Origin of the sequence: Sphingobacterium sp. JUb56, from assembly GCF_014191365.1 — a bacterium.
Classification (GTDB): domain Bacteria; phylum Bacteroidota; class Bacteroidia; order Sphingobacteriales; family Sphingobacteriaceae; genus Sphingobacterium; species Sphingobacterium anhuiense.
The window spans coordinates 154,501-172,813 of the sequence record NZ_JACHWL010000004.1; the positions used below are offsets into that span (position 1 = coordinate 154,501).

An 18,313-nucleotide genomic window follows, 5' to 3' on the forward strand; every position below is an offset into this window, starting at 1 on the left:
TGGAATGTTAATAAAAAAAAATAAGGCTAAAATTAGTTGCAAAAAAAAGCGATTTTTTTAATGTAACTAGTTGATTAATAATGAATTTAAATTAATTTTAAATTTTAGTTTTTTAGCTGATTTTTTTTTGTCATCTTCGTCTTAAGAGAAAGTTATCAACATTTTTTTGGTCGCTTATTGGAAATCAACTTATTAAGAATTTTAGAATGGAAAAAACGAGTACAAGTGTTTGGAATAATTGTCTTGCAATCATCAAAGACAATATACCAGCGCAAAGTTTTAAAACCTGGTTTGAGCCTGTGAAAGCAGTACGTTTGGAGGGTGACGTTTTGACTATTCAAGTACCTAGTTTATTTTTTTACGAATGGTTGGAGGAGCACTATGTTGGTATCCTTCGTAAGACTGTTAAAAAGTTTTTAGGTGAGCTTGGTAGGTTGGAATACAATATCGTGGTTGAGAAGTCATCAGCTTCAATTCCTTATACAACAAATATCCCTTCCAATGGCAATGGTGCAGAAGGTAAGAAACAATCTATACCTGTTCCTGTATCTTTAAATAAAGATATCAAGAATCCATTTGTAATACCAGGATTAAAGAAACTACAGGTTGATCCTCAATTAAATCAAAATTACACCTTTGATAATTTTATTGAAGGCGAGTGTAACCGTTTGGCGAGATCTGCGGGCTTTGCTGTGGCAAATAAACCTGGAGGTACCTCATTCAACCCATTGATGATTTATGGAGCTGTAGGACTAGGAAAGACTCACTTAGCACAAGCTATCGGTAATGAAATCAAAAGAAATCTACCAGATAAGTTGGTGATCTATGTTTCTTGTGAGAAATTTTGCCAACAATTCGTAGATTCACTTAAAAATAATACCATTAATGATTTTGTGAATTTTTATCAGGCAATGGATGTGATCATCATGGATGATGTACATAACTTCGCTGGTAAAGAGAAAACACAAGATATATTTTTCCATATTTTCAATCATTTGCATCAGTCTGGAAAACAAGTAATCTTAACATCTGATAAAGCTCCTAAAGATTTAGCAGGATTAGAAGAACGTTTATTAAGCCGTTTCAAATGGGGTCTTTCTGCAGATATTCAAATTCCAGATTTGGAAACAAGAATGGCTATTTTGAAAAAGAAAATGTATTCTGATGGAATTGAATTACCAGAAAATGTTGTAGAATATGTTGCAAATCAAATTGACAACAGTGTTCGTGAACTAGAAGGAGCTATGGTTTCTTTATTAGCGCAGTCAACATTAAATAAAAAAGAGATTGATTTAAATCTAGCTAAATCAATGCTTAAGAACTTTGTTAAAAACACGCATAAGGAAATTTCAATGGAATTTATTCAAAAGCTCGTTTGTGAGTATTTTGAAGTTCCAGTAGAAATGGTTAAATCTAAAGTTCGTAAAAGAGAAATCGTGCAAGCCAGACAGATTTCAATGTATCTCGCTAAGAACCATACAAAATCGTCATTGAAAACAATTGGTTCATTCTTCGGTGGTCGCGACCACTCTACGGTAATTTATGCTTGTCAGACAGTAGAAGATCTAATTGAGACAGATAAGAAGTTTAAAACGTATGTAAATGATATTATGAAAAAGCTAAAAGCTTAATATCATCCATACATAAAGATATAAGACAAAAAAGGGATTCTAATTAGAATCCCTTTTTTTTTCCAAATTGGATAACGTTTATGAACAAGCTCTTATACTATTGTGTTGTTTCTTCTGTATTTTCTTTTTGCTCTTCCTTGACCGGCTTAGGTGCTACTTCTGGAATAACTTTAGCAGGTCTTTCTGCCACCACTTTTTTGAATAATTCTTTTTGATCCTCTGTTAGTAATGCATCAACCTTTGCATCTGCATCAGCTTGTAATTTAGTAAATTGTTCTGTTAATACTTCTTTAGTAGCCGTAGTATCCTGCAGTAAAGCAGCCTCAGCTTTTGCCTGATCTAGCGTAATTGTATAAGCGGCAGTTTTCTGCTCGTCTGTCAAACTTAATTTTTGCGTTAATTCCGTCGTTACCTGAGTAGCTGTTTCTTCTGGACTAGCTTGTTGGGCAAATGTTAAACTGAGTGCTAATAAAAACCCGATCCCTGTTAAAAATAATTTTTTCATGACTGTTATTTTTAGTGTAAATATTCAATTCTTAAATTCTACTACTAAAACTAAAAACTACTGCTTTTTATTGTATCAAATCTGTTACTTTAACAAAGTTTTAACAAAATTAACGTTTTAAGTTATTGAAAATCAGTTTTTAATAAAAAAAGGTTCAACCGTGAAGTTGAACCTTTTGTCAATAATTATAATCAAATTAGTTTGATTTTTGTCTTTGTTGCCTACGTTCTAGCATTTCTTTTTGTAATGCGTCGTAAGATTTACTTTGTTCAGCATTTAAAAATGATTTGATTTTTACGTCGGTTGAAGAACGAAGAGGTTGCAATTTTTCGAAAGCTGCTTTACGGTCATCTGTATTCTTAAAAATATCTTGTTGCTTTTTGGATAGTTCCAAGCTATATACATAGATTGAATCTTTTTGACTTTGTGATAATTTTAATTGCTTATCTAATCTTTCTACCATATTTTTAGCTTGGTCTTCAGGAGATCGCTGCTGACCACCATTACGTTGTCTTTCTTGTGCCATAGCTGTTACAGCCAATAACATAAAAGCTCCCATTAAACTTGATTTTAAATTTTTCATATCATTTTATTAGTTTACTTATTTTTTATGTCAACTAGTTTAGTCGCCAATAAGAAGACAAATGATATTTAGTAAAGTTTAAGTGTTGTGAAAATTTAAGATTCATTAACACTTCTGTCACAGATAGATAGAAGTTGTTGTTCAATAATATTTCGATATTCCTGATCTTCAAATGCTATTTCGATGGGAATGTAAGCTATAGGTAAGCTCTCTACTAAAGCTAAGTATTCAGGAGTACGGATTCTTTGTGCATCCTTTTCTGTAGTTATAATTAATTTAAAAGGATTTTTGATCTGATTAAACTTCTGTTTGACTGTCAATATATCATTTGATGTATAGGCATGGTGATCAGAGAAACCAAGATGCTCTATACCTTTTACAAGCCCTGTAAGGTAATCTAATAAAGGTTTTGGGTTCGCTATACCTGTAAGTAATAATACTGTCGTATTGGCGTTCATTTCAATCCTAGTTGTATTCAGATATACTAGCTCACCGTAGTGTATGGAAGTGAAAAAAATATTTGAAAGACCACTTTTACGTTCTAGTTTTCTTTTAATAATTGCTTTCTCTTGAAGCGTAACTGAAGCAGGAGTTTTTGTAACCATAATCAGATCTGCGCGTTTAGATTCTCCTGGAAGATCTCTAAAATTACCCATGGGAAGTACAAACATGGAATTGAGGCAAGAATGATAATCGAATAAGAGTATTGAAAATGTAGGTTTTAGCTTACGGTGCTGAAAAGCATCATCTAGAATAATAACATCATGATTATCCATTAATGTTTCAACCCCTAAGCATCTGTCTTCACAAACAGCAACTGTAATATCTGAAAATTTATTTTTGAATTGTAAAGGTTCGTCACCTACTTCATCAGCAGTTGAAGAGACGGTAACATATTTAAAACCTTTGGTTTTACGTCCATATCCCCGACTCAAGGTAGCGATACATCTTTTATCTTTAAGGATTTTAATAATAAACTCCGTCATAGGACTCTTTCCTGTACCTCCAATGGCAAGGTTGCCAACAACGATAGTCGGTATGGAATAAGTTTTAGATTTTAGTATCTGGAGGTCAAATAATCGATTTCTGATCCAGATGATAAATCCGTATAGTATTGCAAAAGGGAATAATAGTAATCGAAGAAAATTCATTTTATTTGCTCATAATATTTAATCCAACGTCACTTATTTCTACAAGCGGATTGTCGCGCATATTCTGTTCAAAAGTGAATTGGTAAATACCGGTATCTGGGAACGTATAATTTTGATGAATAAGGCTACGTTGCGTATATAAAGAACCTGCGCTTTTTCCTGTCCATTTTCCATCAGCTTCTGCTAATTTGAGCGCTTTTCTATAGCTGTATTCTTTAGTTTTGGGACCTTTTTCATGTACTAAAACAAAAAGGTTAGAATAAGGGTATTTTGCCGTGTGTCGAACATTTAACCAAACGTCATATTTTTTAGAGATATCTGAAATATGTATGTTAAAGCTTGGTTTATCAGAATGGAGCCATTCTTTGTTGTTAATATTGACATTTTTATCAATAATGGTATTGGAATCGCAAGCACCCAATAGTATTATCATTATAAAGCCAATTAGAAACGCGTTGTTTTTCATTCTTATTTAAGTCTATAAAATTGGCGAGAATAGCTATTCTCGCCAATTAATGCAATAACTTATTATTCAGCTGAAGGATCAGTGTTATTGCCTTTATTTCTATTATTTCGATTCTTATTGAAACGTCTTTTTGGCTTACTTCCTGTACCTTCTTTACTTTGGGCAGAAGCAGTAGTTTTGTCTACATTTAAAACCTTTGTATTTTTATCCTGCTTTTGTTGCGGTTTCTCTAGCTTTACCGGTTGCGTTTTTACATTAGGTTCCGCAACAGTTTTTGCACGATTGTTAGGTTTGGATCTACCTTTATTATTTCTTTTTCTTTTGTTTTTTTCGTCCAGACGGGTTAAGCTATCTTGACCGACTACGTTCTCGTAATCATAATTAACAATTTTTTCCTCTTTGATCTCAGTATCAACAGTTGTGATCAACTCTTCAACTTTAATGCCCTGTTTATTCTTCTCGATTAGTTCTTTGACCTGATCCACAGGAAGTGCAATCCAACTCTCAGCTCCAGGATAAGAGAACCACATCATTTTCTTGAAAATGTCGGTTTTTTGCAAATATGCATTTCCTTTCAAAGTTTCAATACGGTCTACATTATTAGGAATATCCTTTAAAGCATCCATATAACTATCCAATTCGTAATTTAAGCAACACTTCAATTTACCGCATTGACCCGCTAATTTTAGCGTATTAAGCGATAGATTTTGATATCTAGCTGCAGAAGTTGAAACAGTTTTAAAATCTGTTAACCATGTCGAACAACATAATTCGCGACCACAAGAACCTATACCACCTAAGCGGCTTGCTTCTTGTCTCATACCAATCTGTCGCATTTCTATTCGAATACGGAATGACTCCGCCATTCTTTTAATTAACTCACGGAAATCCACACGACCTTCTGCTGTATAGTAGAAAGTTGCCTTTGTTTTATCACCTTGATAATCTACATCAGAAATTTTCATGGAAAGGCCCAATTCTAAAGCTAAATTACGCGCTTTATGCATCGTTTCCCATTCCAGATCTTTTGCCATATTGAATTTTTCAACATCGGCCTCAGTAGGTTTACGGTAGATTTTTTTGGTAACACTCTCTAAACTTACATTGTTTTTCTTTAACTGTAAGCGAACGAGTTCGCCAGTTAGAGAAATGTGTCCTATATCATATCCGCCTGTAGTAGGTTCTACAGCAACCATTTCACCTATTTCTAAATATAGATTGTCTGAATTGACAAAGAAATCCTTTCGGGATCCCTTAAATCGAACTTCTACAATGTCAAAAGGTTTATAGTTGGATGGCATATCCATATCAGATAGCCAGTCATATACATCTAATTTATTACATCCGCTAGTCATGCAAGAGCCATTATTTTGGCAACCTGCTGGAGTACCGCCCACTGTCGTCGTACTTCCACAACCTCCGCCGGATGAGCAACTGCCACATCCCATAGTTTTCTATATATATTGAGTTCCTTTCGGAAACGTTTTGTATTTAAACATTAATACTAATTGCAAAGATAAATCTAAAAATAATATTTTAGGATTTGCATTTCTTTCCACACTATAGTGTGTTGTTTCAAACAAATTAATTGTTTCTTCAATTTGTTCGATGGTATAATGAGTAGCAAACTTGTTTACAAAATCAAGTTCATGCGCGGATAGAAATACTAAGTTTGAAAGATCGAGTTTAATTAAAATAATCTGACGCATGATATTAATAGCATACATCAAAAACGTTTTTTGATTTTCACGACCTAATTTAGCCAATTCCTCCTCGCAAATGCTGATGATATTTAGACCAGAATCCTGAACAATAAGCCGTAACCATTTAACCAATAAATTGAAATGGTTGTTTGTCTGCGTATCGATCATATTTATAGCTTCCTGTACGTTACCGTCAGCTATAAAAGCAATATCTCTTGCTTCAGATTCTTCGAGGTTTTTATTTTCTATTAAATACGATGTAATCGCTTGATGACTCAATTTATTAATTTTAACGAGCTGTGTTCTCGAAATAATCGTGTTTAATATTTTATTCTGATTTTCAGCCACCAAAAGGAACAATGTTTTTTCTGGTGGTTCCTCAATCAATTTTAATAAGGCGTTACCTTCTTTTTCTAAATATTCAGGTAGCCACATAATCAAAACTTTAAATTCAGCCTCAAAAGACTTTAAACTTAATTTTTTGATTATTTCATGCGCTTCAGCAATATTGATGTTAACCTGCTTATTGTCGGCATCAAGTTGTTGTCGCCAATTTTCTAAACTTAGGTACGGATTATTCAAAAATGCTTTTCGCCAATTCTCAATAAATGTCGCAGCATTATCCTCCTTATGCTTCGCAATAAAAGGATAAGAAAAATGCAGATCCGGATGTATAAGTTTATTATATTTCCTACAGGATGAGCATAAACCGCAACTATCAAACTCGGCTTTATTTTCGCAATTAATAAATTGTGCGTAAGCTAAAGCTAAAGCTAGTGAGCCAGAACCTTCTGGTCCAAGAAATAATTGCGCATGACTCACACGGTTTTCACGAACTGTGCTGATCAGATGAGCTTTAACTAAATCATGTCCAATAATATCCCTAAATTGCATATACTACTCCTAGTCTATACAAATGTAATAAATAATAGACAGCATTTATTTATATTCAAAATATAAATGGGATATATGATGTCAATTTTATTGAAATTCAATTATTTACTAACCTGTAGCAAGATAAAGTTTATACAGTTAATTTTCCGCTATTTGGATATACACCTTCTAAAAATGTAGATTCTTTTGCGTAATATTGCAGATATAATTCATAATTTTAGGAAATGAGATTTATAGTATCCACATCGATTTTATTAAAACAACTTCAAGCTATTAATGGCGCTTCAAGTAGTAGTACAGTTCTACCCATTTTAGAGAACTTTCTTTTTGAAATAAAAGACAATACGTTAACAATATCTGCGACAGATTTGCAGACAAGCATGGTTACGTCATTGCAAATTGAGGCTAAAGAAGAAGGAAAAGTAGCGATGCCTTCTAAAATTTTAATAGAGACCTTAAAAACATTACCAGATCAACCAGTTGCTTTTTTTGTTGATAATAATACGCTAGCGATCGAGATCAGTGCCGGTGACGGTAAATATAAGTTGAGTGGTGAGAATCCTGAGGATTTCCCTAAAATTCCAGTAATTGACAATGCGCATACTGTTCATATGCCTGCTCCAATACTAGCAGAGGCAATTAGTAAAACAATATTTGCTGTTAGTAATGATGAGTTAAGACCGGCAATGTCAGGTGTGTTAGTTCAATTGGGAGATAAGGCCGTAACGTTTGTATCTACAGATGCACATAAACTGGTACGCTACAGACGTTCTGATATTGGCGTAGAAAAGCCTGCTTCATTAATTCTTCCAAAAAAAGCATTGTCTTTATTAAAATCATCTTTGCCATCAGAAGATATCAATGTTTCGATTGAATATAATTCGACAAATGCATTTTTTAGTTTTGGTAACATCAATTTAATTTGTCGTTTGATTGATGAGCGTTACCCAGATTACGAAGCTGTAATTCCGCAGGTGAATCCAAATAAGTTAACTGTTGACCGTTTACTATTTTTAAATACGTTACGTCGTGTTGTTATTTTTGCGAATAAAACAACGCATCAGGTACGTTTGAAAATCTCAGGTAGTGAATTGAATATTTCTGCTGAAGATCTTGATTTTTCTAATGAAGCTCATGAGCGCTTAGGATGTCAGTTTGAAGGGGAAGATATGGAAATTGGTTTCAACGCTAAATTTTTAGTGGAGATGTTAAACAATCTAGCTAGCGAAGAAGTAGTCATTGAAATGAGTACAGCCAATCGTGCAGGTTTGCTAATTCCAGCAGTAGCAGAAGAAAATGAAGATATTTTAATGCTGGTTATGCCAGTTATGTTAAATAACATCGGTTAATCGCACTGTTTTGGAGGTTATAGCGCATATCATTGATTTTGTTCTGCATATTGATAAACATTTACTTGAGATCGTAAATGATTATAAAACGTGGACATATCTCATCTTATTTCTGATCATTTTTGTTGAAACAGGAGTTGTTGTGATGCCATTTTTACCAGGCGATTCTTTACTATTTGCAGCAGGAATGCTAGCAGCACAGCCAAATGAACTTAATGTCTGGTTGATGATTGCTATCTTATTAGTAGCCGCGGTATCGGGAGATTCTCTTAATTATGCCATCGGGAAGCGATTTGGAATGCAGATGACCAAATTTAAACTATTTGGTAAGCAGGTAATCAAAGACGAGCAGATTCAAAAGACACATACTTTTTATGAAAAGTATGGTAGTAAAACAATTGTAATTGCACGCTTTGTGCCTATTGTCAGAACACTGGCTCCATTTGTAGGAGGAATTGGAAGAATGCATTATGGCACTTTTATAACTTATAATGTTATTGGAGCAATTCTCTGGGTCGTAGGGATTACATTAGCAGGATATTTTTTAGGTAATATACCGATCATCAGAGATAATTTTTCAAAAGTAGTGCTGTTGATTATCTTATTATCAGTATTGCCGATTGTCTTTGAAGTCTTAAAAGAAAAATTTAAAAGTAAGAAGGAAGCCTAAAAGCTTCCTTTTTTATTACAGGCAATTTTTTAGTATCATATCATAAAATAAGGTATTTGTAACCCAATAAGGTTCGATGATCAAAACAGTAAGTATTTGATTTTATTAAACATGCATTTTAAATGGATATTATCACAAATCTCATTGATTTTATTTTACATATTGATAAACATCTTATTCAAATTGTTCATGATTATCAAGGATGGACTTATCTGATTATATTCTTAATTGTGTTTGCTGAAACAGGTCTTGTTATAACACCATTTTTACCAGGAGATTCGGTATTATTTGCATTAGGAGCTATTATTGCTCTTCCAGAAAGTGATCTTTCTTTGTCTTTATTTTGGTTGGTGTTAGTGACAGCAGCAGTTTTAGGAGACTTTGTTAATTATGAAATTGGAAAATATTGGGGACATCGAGTTTTCAGGTCAAAGTCTAAAATATTTAAACCCGAATATTTAATCAACACCCAGTCTTTTTATACTAAACATGGTAATAGAGCTATTATCTATGCCCGCTTTGTTCCAATAGTACGCACATTTGCACCCTTTTTTGCAGGAGTTAGCCATATGACTTATGTTAAATTTGGTACCTATAATATTTTTGGAGGGCTATTATGGGTCACTTTATTTTTATTAGGAGGATATTTTTTTGGACAAATCCCAATGGTTAGGAATAATTTTTCTTTGGTCGTCTTCCTGGTTATCATCATTAGTGTTATACCTGTGCTGGTACAGTTTTTTAATCATAAAAAATCTTCTACGGTCTAAACCTAAGATCCTTTTTTGAGTCTATTTTGTGAAAGAATTTCACACGAAGCATCTATTTATTTACATGAAGTGCCTATTAATTTTCAGTTTAAGTCTACTATTTTCATTATCATCAGCACAAGTAAGAGTCGAAAAAAAGCAGGCAAAAGAAGCCTATCATCTTCTTAATGAAATCCGTAAAAATCCTGAACGGTATAAAAATAAGCTCGGTCTATTCAATTTGAATAAAGTGACAAGAAAGTCACTGAATTGGAATAAAAGGCTTGCTGAAGTTGCCGAATCGCGGGCCAAGGACATGGCAAAGCGAAATTATTTTGACCATGTCAATCCAGATGGTATAGGTCCTAATTATTATATGCAGCAAGCAGGTTATGATTTGAATGCCAAATGGCTAAAAAATAAGCGGGCAAATAATTTTGAGTCTATTGCCTGGAATTGGCCAAGTGCCACAGACGCAATAAAAGGGTTAATTATTGGTAAAGAAGCGCCCGGTTATCATCATCGAAAACATCTATTAGGGATGGACGAATGGAATGCCTCTTTATATGATATCGGTATTGGTTTTGTTACTACAGGAAAGAAAGGACATCAAAAAAGTTATTTATGTGTCATTATTGCCAAGCATGATTGGTAAATTAATCAATTTATAGTCTTGATATTATGCATTATTGGAATGTTTCTTACCTTTGCATATGATAAAATCAATGACAGGATACGGCACAGCTGTAAAAGACAATGGAAAAGTTAAGTACAGCGTCGAGATTAAATCCTTGAATTCTAAATTTCTTGAATTAAATCTGCGTTTACCAAAAGCAGTTTCGGACAAGGAATTGACTTTACGTACAGAGTGCAGTAAACTTATTGAAAGAGGTAAGGTGAACCTTTCTGTAAACGTTGAATATTCTGATCAAACGGCAAAAGCATCGACAATTAATGCAGATTTGCTAAAAAAATACTATACTCAATTACAACAAATTGCTTTTGAACTGGGAGATAAACAAGTTTCTCTTTTCGAATTGGCTCTTAATATGCCCGAAGTAATTGCTAATAATGATAATGAAGTTGATGAAGAAGAATCACGATTATTATTAGAAGCATTTTACGCGGCAGTAGAGCAATTTAATATTTTCAGAGCAGATGAAGGAGCAGTTCTTTCGCAGGACCTGACTGATCGTGTTGAATTGATCTTAACTTATTTAACAGAAGTCGAAGCTGTTGAAATGGACCGTATTCCTTTAATACGCGAACGTATAGGCCATTATCTGGAGGAAACTGTAGGTAAGGAAAACGTTGATAAAAACCGTTTCGAACAAGAATTGATCTATTATATCGACAAATTAGATATAACAGAAGAGAAAGTTCGTCTACGCTCTCACTGTACCTATTTTCAAAAAGCTTTGAAAGCATCTGATTCTAATGGTAAGAAATTAGGATTTATTTCTCAAGAAATGGGTAGAGAGATCAATACGCTAGGATCAAAAGCCAACCACGCTGGTATTCAGCAGATCGTGGTAAAAATGAAAGAAGAATTAGAAAAAATTAAAGAGCAATTGCTCAACGTATTATAGGAATGGCAGGTAAGTTAATTATATTCTCGGCACCATCAGGAGCAGGTAAAACAACAATCGTAAAGAATCTATTAAGTAAACATGGTGATAAGTTGGAGTTTTCTATTTCTGCTAGTACACGCGAACCGCGCGGTGAAGAAATAGATGGCAAAGATTATTACTTTATATCAAAAGAAGACTTTCTACATAAGATTGCGAAACAAGAGTTCATCGAATTCGAAGAAGTATATTCAGGTACATTTTATGGAACATTACGTTCTGAAGTAGAACGTATCTGGGCACAGGGTAAACATGTTATTTTTGATATTGATGTGATTGGAGGACTTCGTTTACGTTCAAAGTTTCCAGACGAAGCCTTATCTATTTTTGTGCAACCTCCTTCCTTAGAAGTTTTAAAAGCACGCCTGCGTGGTAGAGGAACAGACTCTGAAGAAAAATTGCAGGAACGTTTTGCAAAAGCTGAATCCGAATTATCCTATGCAGATAAGTTTGATGTGATTTTAAAAAATTATGATTTGGATGTTGCTGTTGAGGAAGCAGAGAAATTGGTAATGGACTTTCTGAATAAAAAGTAATGGCTAAAGTCGGATTATTCTTCGGGTCTTTTAATCCAGTTCATGTTGGGCATTTGATTATTGCCAATTATATGGCCAACTATACTGAGCTGGACGAAGTTTGGTTTGTGGTATCCCCACAAAATCCATTTAAAAAGAAAGAGAGCCTAGGTAATATGTACGACCGTTTAGAGATGGTTAATCTGGCAATTGAAGAGACCGAGAATTTAAAGGCAAGTTCCATTGAATTTAGTTTACCGCAACCCTCGTATACCATCGATACTTTAACACATCTGGCAGAAAAATATCCCACGCATGAATTTGTTTTAATTATGGGTGAAGATATTTTAGAGACATTTTCAAAGTGGAAGAATCACGATATTATTTTACGGGATTATCATATCTATGTTTATCCAAGACCTGGATATAATGGCGGTACAATGAAAGAACATCCGTCAATAACCCTAACACAAACACCGATGATGGAATTGTCTTCTACCTTTCTTCGACAAGCGGTGAAGGAGGGAAGCAATATCAAATTCTATACTCCGGATAAAGTCATTGAGTTTATCGAAAAAAAAGGACTATATTCATAAAAAAGGCGAAACTTAAGTTTCGCCTTTTTTATGAACTTCAATCTTCTATAATAAATCCAACTTCCTGATCAAAAGCCTTTTTTTCTTCTTCAGATAGGTTCTTTTTCATAACACGGATGGTATATCCACCTTTTAGGACCCCTTTATCTAGATACATCCAATCAGAGATCCGTTGCGGATCTATTGTTACTTGATCACCATATTTTACAACCTTAGTTAGTTGCGGTTCATTATTAACGGTACCACGATATGATTTGCCATCTGAGGTTAGATTACCCACCCAGATATGTTCACCACCCCCATCTTCTGTATCGAATCTTACTTTGATAGCAAAACTCTCGTATCCTTCCTCGGGATTTTTAAAAGAAGTTTCAAAATTCTGAAACGTTTTATTTGCTTCGAGAATGGCCTGGTTCATGGCTTGATCATCACCATTGAATTCGATGACATCATCATTCTTTATCTTGTCTTTAATCGTGTTCTGGCACGAAATAAATGAGAACGATACGAGTAATAAAAAAAATAACTTGGAAATTGGACTGTTTTTTGAATGTAGCATTGTTTGTTTATTTGTATTAGCTTAGAAATATTATTTTAAGATAATCATAATTTAGTATTTACTGCAAATAGAAGAGAAATGACTAGTACTATGTTCTGTATTTTTATATAACAGTTTATTCATATCTTCAATAAATTTTAAATGGACAACTGGACTAACTTTTATTAAAACAATGAAGCATCATTTAATATTATTGATTCTGCTTTTTTCAGGCTTTATAAAATCATTTGCTCAGACGAACGAGGATGATGGAAGTTCTTATACTAGGGATGAAAAAGGATACGAATTGCGCACTAAAATGACTATACCGCCGTACGGATTGACGAAAATCAAGACGTTAATATCAAATATTACATTTAAAGAAGATCCAGAAGGAAGCTCTGATGGAGGTTTTGAGGCGATAAGTGCTTCGCAGTTTAATGGACTGAGCCTAAGAGAGAAATTTACTTATGTAATGATCCATGCAGAACTTTCTCAACAGAATTGTGCTATTCCAGAATATCAAAATGATCTTCAGAAACGCATTTTCGGACAGCTTGAGACGGGATTTAATGAGGCGAGCTGGAGCCAGAGACAAGCTGACTTTCTTCTTGAAAATCGAGACTCGGTATTGAAACTCATTCAAGAATCAGTTGGACGGAGCAAATGGATGGGCATTAACTACAAAGAAGCAATTTTAGAAATGAATGCTTGGAACATGATTCCTTTTATCATTACGTATGTTAAAAATACACCAAAGGATAAAGATGCACTAACCTTACTGATGCTATTAATGAAACGTGGCGAATATGAAGAATTCCTCAATTCAGTATCCTATCAGAAATTGTATGGTACAGATGCTGGTTATTATGCCTACTTGAACTATAATAAAGCAAATGAGGATTTAATTTGTGAGCGGGCAAATCGTTACTACAAAGTAAAAAAGAAATAATATGAAGCGAATAATTAGTGTAAGTCTCTTTATGATTTGTCTATGTACAACATTAGTTGCACAAGAGCATGTTTATGTTGAACCGACGCAGGCTGATCGAAACTATAGGGCATACCGCGAGCAGGAGACAAAACCTGAGTTTGGTTTGAGAAAAGTTGAATCTTTAATCAAAAAAATTAAAGAACCAGAAGATGATGGCATGATTGCAGATTACATCGCGGCTATTTCTAAGGACGAATTTAAGCGATTGAATTTAAAAGAACAGTTTACCTATGTTATGATTCATCCAGAAGTATATAGTCAGGCTTGTATAGATGATATGACAAGTCGGGGTGAAGATCAAAAGATCTTTGGGTTACTTACCTTTCGTCTTTCAGGAGTCGACTGGAGCGCGGATCAATATAAATTTCTCAAACAGAATCGCGATACAGTACAGACATTGATTTTTGAAACCATAGCTGTAAAGAAACATATGGGTGTCAATTTAAAATCGGCCCTTGTCGAAATTTCTGCATGGGAAAGTATCCCGGCTATGATTCGCTATTATCAAACAAATAGGAAAGATAGGGATGTTTTGACGGTATTATCTTTAATATTAAAAAAAGAACAGTACACGCCTTACCTGAAATCTAAGATGTATGGAAAATTGTATTTGGGCGATGCTAATTATATGACATCAGTTCGTTTCAATACAGCAAACGAACAATTTCTCTTATCTACGGCACAGGACTATTATAATCAGAAAATTTCAAAATGATGAAGAGCATTCGGATATTATTGATTGGATTTTTTTTATACATGAATACTTCTTTTGCCCAAGAACAAAAGTTTATTGCGGTGGAGGCAGGTACTTATATTTTAGGTGATACAATCAGTTTGGATAACCCTAAAAGATCCGTTTCAATTCCAGCTTTTGCTATTGCTGAAGCCGAATTAACAAATGAAGCATTTGCTGCATTTGTTTCTGCTACGCATTATGTCACATTGGCAGAACGATTTCGTAATGCAATGGTCTTTGAACCCGGATTAGAAGAATTTCGATGGATACAGGATAGTACGGCATATTGGCGGTTTCCAAACGGAATAAGTAGAGGCGGGATTAAAGATAAAATGAATCATCCTGTTACCTGTATATCCTATCGGGATGCAGTCGCTTACTGCGAATGGGCAGGGGTTCGTTTACCCTCATTGGATGAATGGGAAGTAGCTTCAAGAGCCGGTTCGGAGACAAAGTATTTTGAAGGGGTAGATTTAGAAAAAATCATCAATTATGCCAATATATGGCATGGTAGAAATCATTTGGTAGCCGATACCACGGATGGTTATCTCTATACATCACCGATTAAAACATTTAAAGCAAATCCTTTAGGTTTATATGATGTATATGGTAATGTGTTTGAATTTTGTGAAGGCGCATTAGAACGTGATAAAGGTAGGAAAGTTGCCCATGCACGCGGGGGATCGTGGTGGTGTAGTAAAAATAGTTGCGCATCCTTTAATTCGCAATACATAGGTTCGGTCAATCCAAATGCATCTTTTAGTAATCTTGGCTTTCGAGTAGTCAAGAAAATGTAGAGAGATCTAATAAAAACAAATCTCTCTACATCTATTTGTTATCTACCCATCCAGCCACCATCTACGGTTAGAATTGTTCCATGAACGTAGTTAGACGCTTCAGAGCTCAGAAATAATATAGGTCCTTTGAAGTCTTGAGGTTGTCCCCATCTTGCGGCAGGAATTCGACCTAAGATAGAAGCAGAACGCTCCGGATCATCGCGCAATGCCTCAGTATTATCTGTTGCAATATATCCCGGAGCAATAGCATTCACATTGACACCTTTGGAGGCCCATTCATTTGCAAAAGCTTTCGTGAGCGATGCAATCGCACCTTTAGAAGCCGCATATCCAGGTACATTGATTCCGCCTTGAAAAGAGAGTAAAGATGCTGTAAATATGACCTTTCCTGTTCCACGTGAAATCATGTCTTTACCTATTTCTCTGGTTAAGATAAACTGAGCATTTTGATTGATCTCGATAATTTCATCCCAATACTCATCCGGATGTTCTGCTGCGGGTTTGCGTAAGATATTACCAGCATTGTTGACTAATATATCAATGACAGGATGTTGTTCTTTTACCTTAGTAATAAATGCATACAAGTCATTTCGCTTTGAAAAATCACATTGATACGCATGGAATTTTCTACCTAAAGATTCAATAGATTTTTGAACAGCAGAATTTTCTAGTTCTAATGTTGCAGATACACCAATTATATCTGCTCCAGCCTCAGCTAATGCCTCGGCCATAGCTTTGCCAATTCCTCTTTTGCAACCTGTCACAAGGGCTATTTTACCTGTTAAATCAAATGATTGTAGTATGGACATTATTTTTTATAGCTAATGGTTAATGGTTTTTGTATTTGTTCTGATGCTTGTTGCAAATAAGCTTTCCAGGCATCCATATTTTCAATTTTTCCGGCTTTGTTGAAGGCTGCGCCAATATAATAAGTCAGGGTCTGATTATTTTTAGCCGCTATATTCCATAAAAATTGAGTTGGAGTATCAATAAAATCTTTCTTTACATGTGGTAAAATGATCGCTGTTCCCGTAATATTGCCTTTATTCTCTGGTTCCCAGTAAGCAAAGAAGTTTTCTCTTTTATAAATCGTGTAATTAGGATTTGCTTCTTTTCGCTTGGCGATACCCAATACGATAGGTGTCTCAGCAGCGGTTGCATTATGCATATTCACATTAATTCTACTTAACTGACTTTCGGCATCAATTGATATCTCTTTTTCAATATTGATCATCTGACCTTCTATTTCTTGAGGCTCATAAATTAATTTGAAAGTACTGCGTATAGGACCATTGTCCAGGACTTCTGATCGACGGTAGTGTTTTGTGTATTGAATTTGACCATTAAAGTATAGTGCCATATCACCTACCCCAAGGGTTTGTCCTACAGAATAATAGTCGAGACCTTTACCATGATCGGCATGATAATCACCTGTTTTATACCACTCATCAATAATTAGATCGTTAGTCCGTTTTGACCAAAAATCAAAACCTTGTGCATCTTCAGAAGTCCCTTCTAAAGCTTTACCATATGCTCGAAAAGCTACAACATTGTTTTCCCATGCAAAATCATCTTTTCGTTCAGGAACATAGCGCGCATATGTTTTGCTTGCTGTCTTTACAGGTGCAGTGTCGGTAACAGCAAGTTCAATTTTTGCTTTCGGAGCAATGTGAACCGCAATCAGTACATTTTGAGGTGTTGATTTTCCGCGCTTTTCCAGTTGATAGATGACCGGTTTTTTCGATTCTTCTTCCAAAATCGAAAAAACGGTGTCTTTTAGTTCAAAGTGCTGTTTAAATTTTTCGTAAGGAATACTCACGACTTCTTTTCTCTCAAAAGAAGAAGTATTGTGGATGAGTAATGAGCTCTTATTTTGGGCAGATAAACTAGATGTAATACCGAGTAATAATGCCACCGATAATAATGATTTCATAGTATTTATTTTAAATCTGTAATTGCAGATTTGTCCATATCGTCGTAGTCGAGGTTTTCTCCTGCCATTCCCCAGATAAAAGTATAGTTACTGGTACCTGCTCCAGCGTGAATTGACCAAGGGGGAGAAATCACAGCTTGTTCATTTTTCATCCAAATATGGCGTGTTTCATCTACTGGACCCATAAAATGTGATACCGCTTGACCTTCGGGAACTTCAAAGTAGAAATAAACTTCCATTCGACGGTCATGGGTGTGTGCGGGCATCGTATTCCAAACAGATCCTGGTTTTAGCTCTGTCATACCCATCTGAAGTTGACAGGTATCAACAATCTTATTCAGTAACATCTGATTGATTGTTCTATGGTTTGCTGTCTCAAGAGATCCGAGTTCAATTTTATTAGCCGACTCTTTCGTTACTTTTTTTGTGGGGAAGGTATTGTGAGCAGGAGTTGAATTTAGATAGAATTTTGCTGGATTCGAGGGATCATTACTATTGAAGTAAACATCTTCTACACCTTTTCCGATATATAAGGCCTCTTTGTAGCCTAATTCGTAGGTGGTACCATCAACTTCTACTTTTCCAGCTCCACCAACATTAATAATTCCAAGCTCTCTTCTGCTGAGAAAGAAAGGTTCTTTCAACAATGCTGGAATCGTTTCCAATTTTATTTTTTCAGCAACCGGCATGGCACCTCCAGCCATGTAGCGATCATAGTGTGAGTAAGTAAAATGTATCTGATCTGCTTCAAAAATATTTTCTATTAAAAAGTTCTCTCTTAAAGACTTTGTATCAAGTGTTTTACATTCATTTGGGCTAATTGCGTAGCGCGACTCATAATTCATTTTCATATTCTAGCGTATTTAAGAAACATG

General features: G+C 34.8%; 21 protein-coding genes. 11 read left to right on the forward strand and 10 right to left on the reverse strand.

Annotated features, from left to right (window positions below; translation table 11 throughout):
• The first annotated feature begins 206 nt into the window (after positions 1 to 206).
• Entirely contained in the window at positions 207 to 1,631 is a 1,425-nt protein-coding gene (dnaA, locus tag FHR29_RS26020; RefSeq protein WP_132771747.1) for a chromosomal replication initiator protein DnaA, read from the forward strand.
• Between the two features lie 97 nt (positions 1,632 to 1,728).
• On the opposite strand, the gene FHR29_RS26025 is transcribed toward dnaA, so the two are convergent.
• From FHR29_RS26025 to FHR29_RS26050, 6 genes are all read right to left on the reverse strand, one after another.
• Positions 1,729 to 2,136 carry a hypothetical protein gene (locus FHR29_RS26025; RefSeq protein ID WP_021191448.1) on the reverse strand — a complete coding sequence of 136 codons (408 nt, stop codon included), beginning with the start codon at positions 2,134 to 2,136 and terminating at the stop codon, positions 1,729 to 1,731.
• A 196-nt stretch (positions 2,137 to 2,332) separates the two neighbouring features.
• Entirely contained in the window at positions 2,333 to 2,719 is a 387-nt protein-coding gene (locus FHR29_RS26030; protein ID WP_132771746.1) for a hypothetical protein, read from the reverse strand.
• 95 nt (positions 2,720 to 2,814) lie between these two features.
• Positions 2,815 to 3,870, reverse strand: coding sequence for a tetraacyldisaccharide 4'-kinase (gene lpxK / locus FHR29_RS26035; protein WP_183918297.1), 1,056 nt, complete (start codon positions 3,868 to 3,870; stop codon positions 2,815 to 2,817).
• 1 nt (position 3,871) lies between these two features.
• Complete coding sequence (locus FHR29_RS26040; RefSeq protein WP_168127987.1) at positions 3,872 to 4,336, reverse strand: gliding motility lipoprotein GldH; 465 nt, start codon at positions 4,334 to 4,336, stop codon at positions 3,872 to 3,874.
• 62 nt (positions 4,337 to 4,398) lie between these two features.
• The gene (locus FHR29_RS26045) at positions 4,399 to 5,784 is read right to left on the reverse strand and encodes a regulatory iron-sulfur-containing complex subunit RicT (protein WP_183918298.1); all 1,386 of its coding nucleotides are present in this window, start codon (positions 5,782 to 5,784) and stop codon (positions 4,399 to 4,401) included.
• A gap of 6 nt (positions 5,785 to 5,790) precedes the next feature.
• Entirely contained in the window at positions 5,791 to 6,933 is a 1,143-nt protein-coding gene (locus FHR29_RS26050; RefSeq protein ID WP_132771742.1) for a hypothetical protein, read from the reverse strand.
• A 224-nt stretch (positions 6,934 to 7,157) separates the two neighbouring features.
• On the opposite strand from FHR29_RS26050, the gene dnaN reads away from it, so the two are divergent.
• From dnaN to nadD, 7 genes are all read left to right on the forward strand, one after another.
• Positions 7,158 to 8,282 carry a DNA polymerase III subunit beta gene (gene dnaN / locus FHR29_RS26055; RefSeq protein ID WP_021188232.1) on the forward strand — a complete coding sequence of 375 codons (1,125 nt, stop codon included), beginning with the start codon at positions 7,158 to 7,160 and terminating at the stop codon, positions 8,280 to 8,282.
• A 10-nt stretch (positions 8,283 to 8,292) separates the two neighbouring features.
• Entirely contained in the window at positions 8,293 to 8,952 is a 660-nt protein-coding gene (locus FHR29_RS26060) for a DedA family protein (RefSeq protein ID WP_021188231.1), read from the forward strand.
• Between the two features lie 122 nt (positions 8,953 to 9,074).
• A complete protein-coding gene (locus FHR29_RS26065) occupies positions 9,075 to 9,722 on the forward strand; it encodes a DedA family protein (protein ID WP_183918300.1) in 648 nt (215 codons plus the stop codon).
• Between the two features lie 64 nt (positions 9,723 to 9,786).
• Positions 9,787 to 10,356, forward strand: coding sequence for a CAP domain-containing protein (locus FHR29_RS26070; RefSeq protein WP_183918302.1), 570 nt, complete (start codon positions 9,787 to 9,789; stop codon positions 10,354 to 10,356).
• A 58-nt stretch (positions 10,357 to 10,414) separates the two neighbouring features.
• Positions 10,415 to 11,290 (forward strand): YicC/YloC family endoribonuclease, encoded by an 876-nt coding sequence (locus tag FHR29_RS26075; protein WP_132771739.1) that lies wholly within the window; start codon positions 10,415 to 10,417, stop codon positions 11,288 to 11,290.
• Between the two features lie 2 nt (positions 11,291 to 11,292).
• Positions 11,293 to 11,865: a guanylate kinase gene (gmk, locus tag FHR29_RS26080; protein ID WP_183918304.1), complete on the forward strand. Its 573-nt coding sequence runs from the start codon at positions 11,293 to 11,295 to the stop codon at positions 11,863 to 11,865.
• Complete coding sequence (gene nadD, locus FHR29_RS26085; protein ID WP_021190413.1) at positions 11,865 to 12,440, forward strand: nicotinate (nicotinamide) nucleotide adenylyltransferase; 576 nt, start codon at positions 11,865 to 11,867, stop codon at positions 12,438 to 12,440. Before gmk ends, nadD begins: the two co-directional genes overlap by 1 nt.
• Positions 12,441 to 12,477: 37 nt before the next feature.
• On the opposite strand, the gene FHR29_RS26090 is transcribed toward nadD, so the two are convergent.
• Positions 12,478 to 12,999 (reverse strand): YegJ family protein, encoded by a 522-nt coding sequence (locus tag FHR29_RS26090; RefSeq protein ID WP_183918306.1) that lies wholly within the window; start codon positions 12,997 to 12,999, stop codon positions 12,478 to 12,480.
• Positions 13,000 to 13,171: 172 nt separating this feature from the next.
• Here FHR29_RS26090 and FHR29_RS26095 point away from each other — a divergent pair, with 172 nt between their 5' ends.
• Genes FHR29_RS26095 through FHR29_RS26105 form a run of 3 tightly spaced genes read left to right on the forward strand, consistent with a single transcriptional unit; the run spans position 13,172 to position 15,505 of the window.
• Positions 13,172 to 13,930 (forward strand): hypothetical protein, encoded by a 759-nt coding sequence (locus FHR29_RS26095; protein WP_183918308.1) that lies wholly within the window; start codon positions 13,172 to 13,174, stop codon positions 13,928 to 13,930.
• Between the two features lies 1 nt (position 13,931).
• Positions 13,932 to 14,687, forward strand: coding sequence for a hypothetical protein (locus FHR29_RS26100; RefSeq protein WP_183918310.1), 756 nt, complete (start codon positions 13,932 to 13,934; stop codon positions 14,685 to 14,687).
• The gene (locus FHR29_RS26105) at positions 14,684 to 15,505 is read left to right on the forward strand and encodes an SUMF1/EgtB/PvdO family nonheme iron enzyme (protein ID WP_207898713.1); all 822 of its coding nucleotides are present in this window, start codon (positions 14,684 to 14,686) and stop codon (positions 15,503 to 15,505) included. The genes FHR29_RS26100 and FHR29_RS26105 overlap by 4 nt, the downstream gene beginning before the upstream one ends.
• Before the next feature lie 38 nt (positions 15,506 to 15,543).
• Here the strand turns inward: FHR29_RS26105 and FHR29_RS26110 are convergent, their stop codons facing one another.
• Genes FHR29_RS26110 through kduI form a run of 3 tightly spaced genes read right to left on the reverse strand, consistent with a single transcriptional unit; the run spans position 15,544 to position 18,289 of the window.
• Positions 15,544 to 16,314, reverse strand: coding sequence for an SDR family NAD(P)-dependent oxidoreductase (locus FHR29_RS26110; protein ID WP_221197954.1), 771 nt, complete (start codon positions 16,312 to 16,314; stop codon positions 15,544 to 15,546).
• The gene (locus FHR29_RS26115) at positions 16,314 to 17,438 is read right to left on the reverse strand and encodes a DUF4861 family protein (protein ID WP_183918312.1); all 1,125 of its coding nucleotides are present in this window, start codon (positions 17,436 to 17,438) and stop codon (positions 16,314 to 16,316) included. Before FHR29_RS26115 ends, FHR29_RS26110 begins: the two co-directional genes overlap by 1 nt.
• A gap of 5 nt (positions 17,439 to 17,443) precedes the next feature.
• Entirely contained in the window at positions 17,444 to 18,289 is an 846-nt protein-coding gene (gene kduI, locus FHR29_RS26120) for a 5-dehydro-4-deoxy-D-glucuronate isomerase (protein WP_183918314.1), read from the reverse strand.
• Positions 18,290 to 18,313 lie beyond the last annotated feature (24 nt).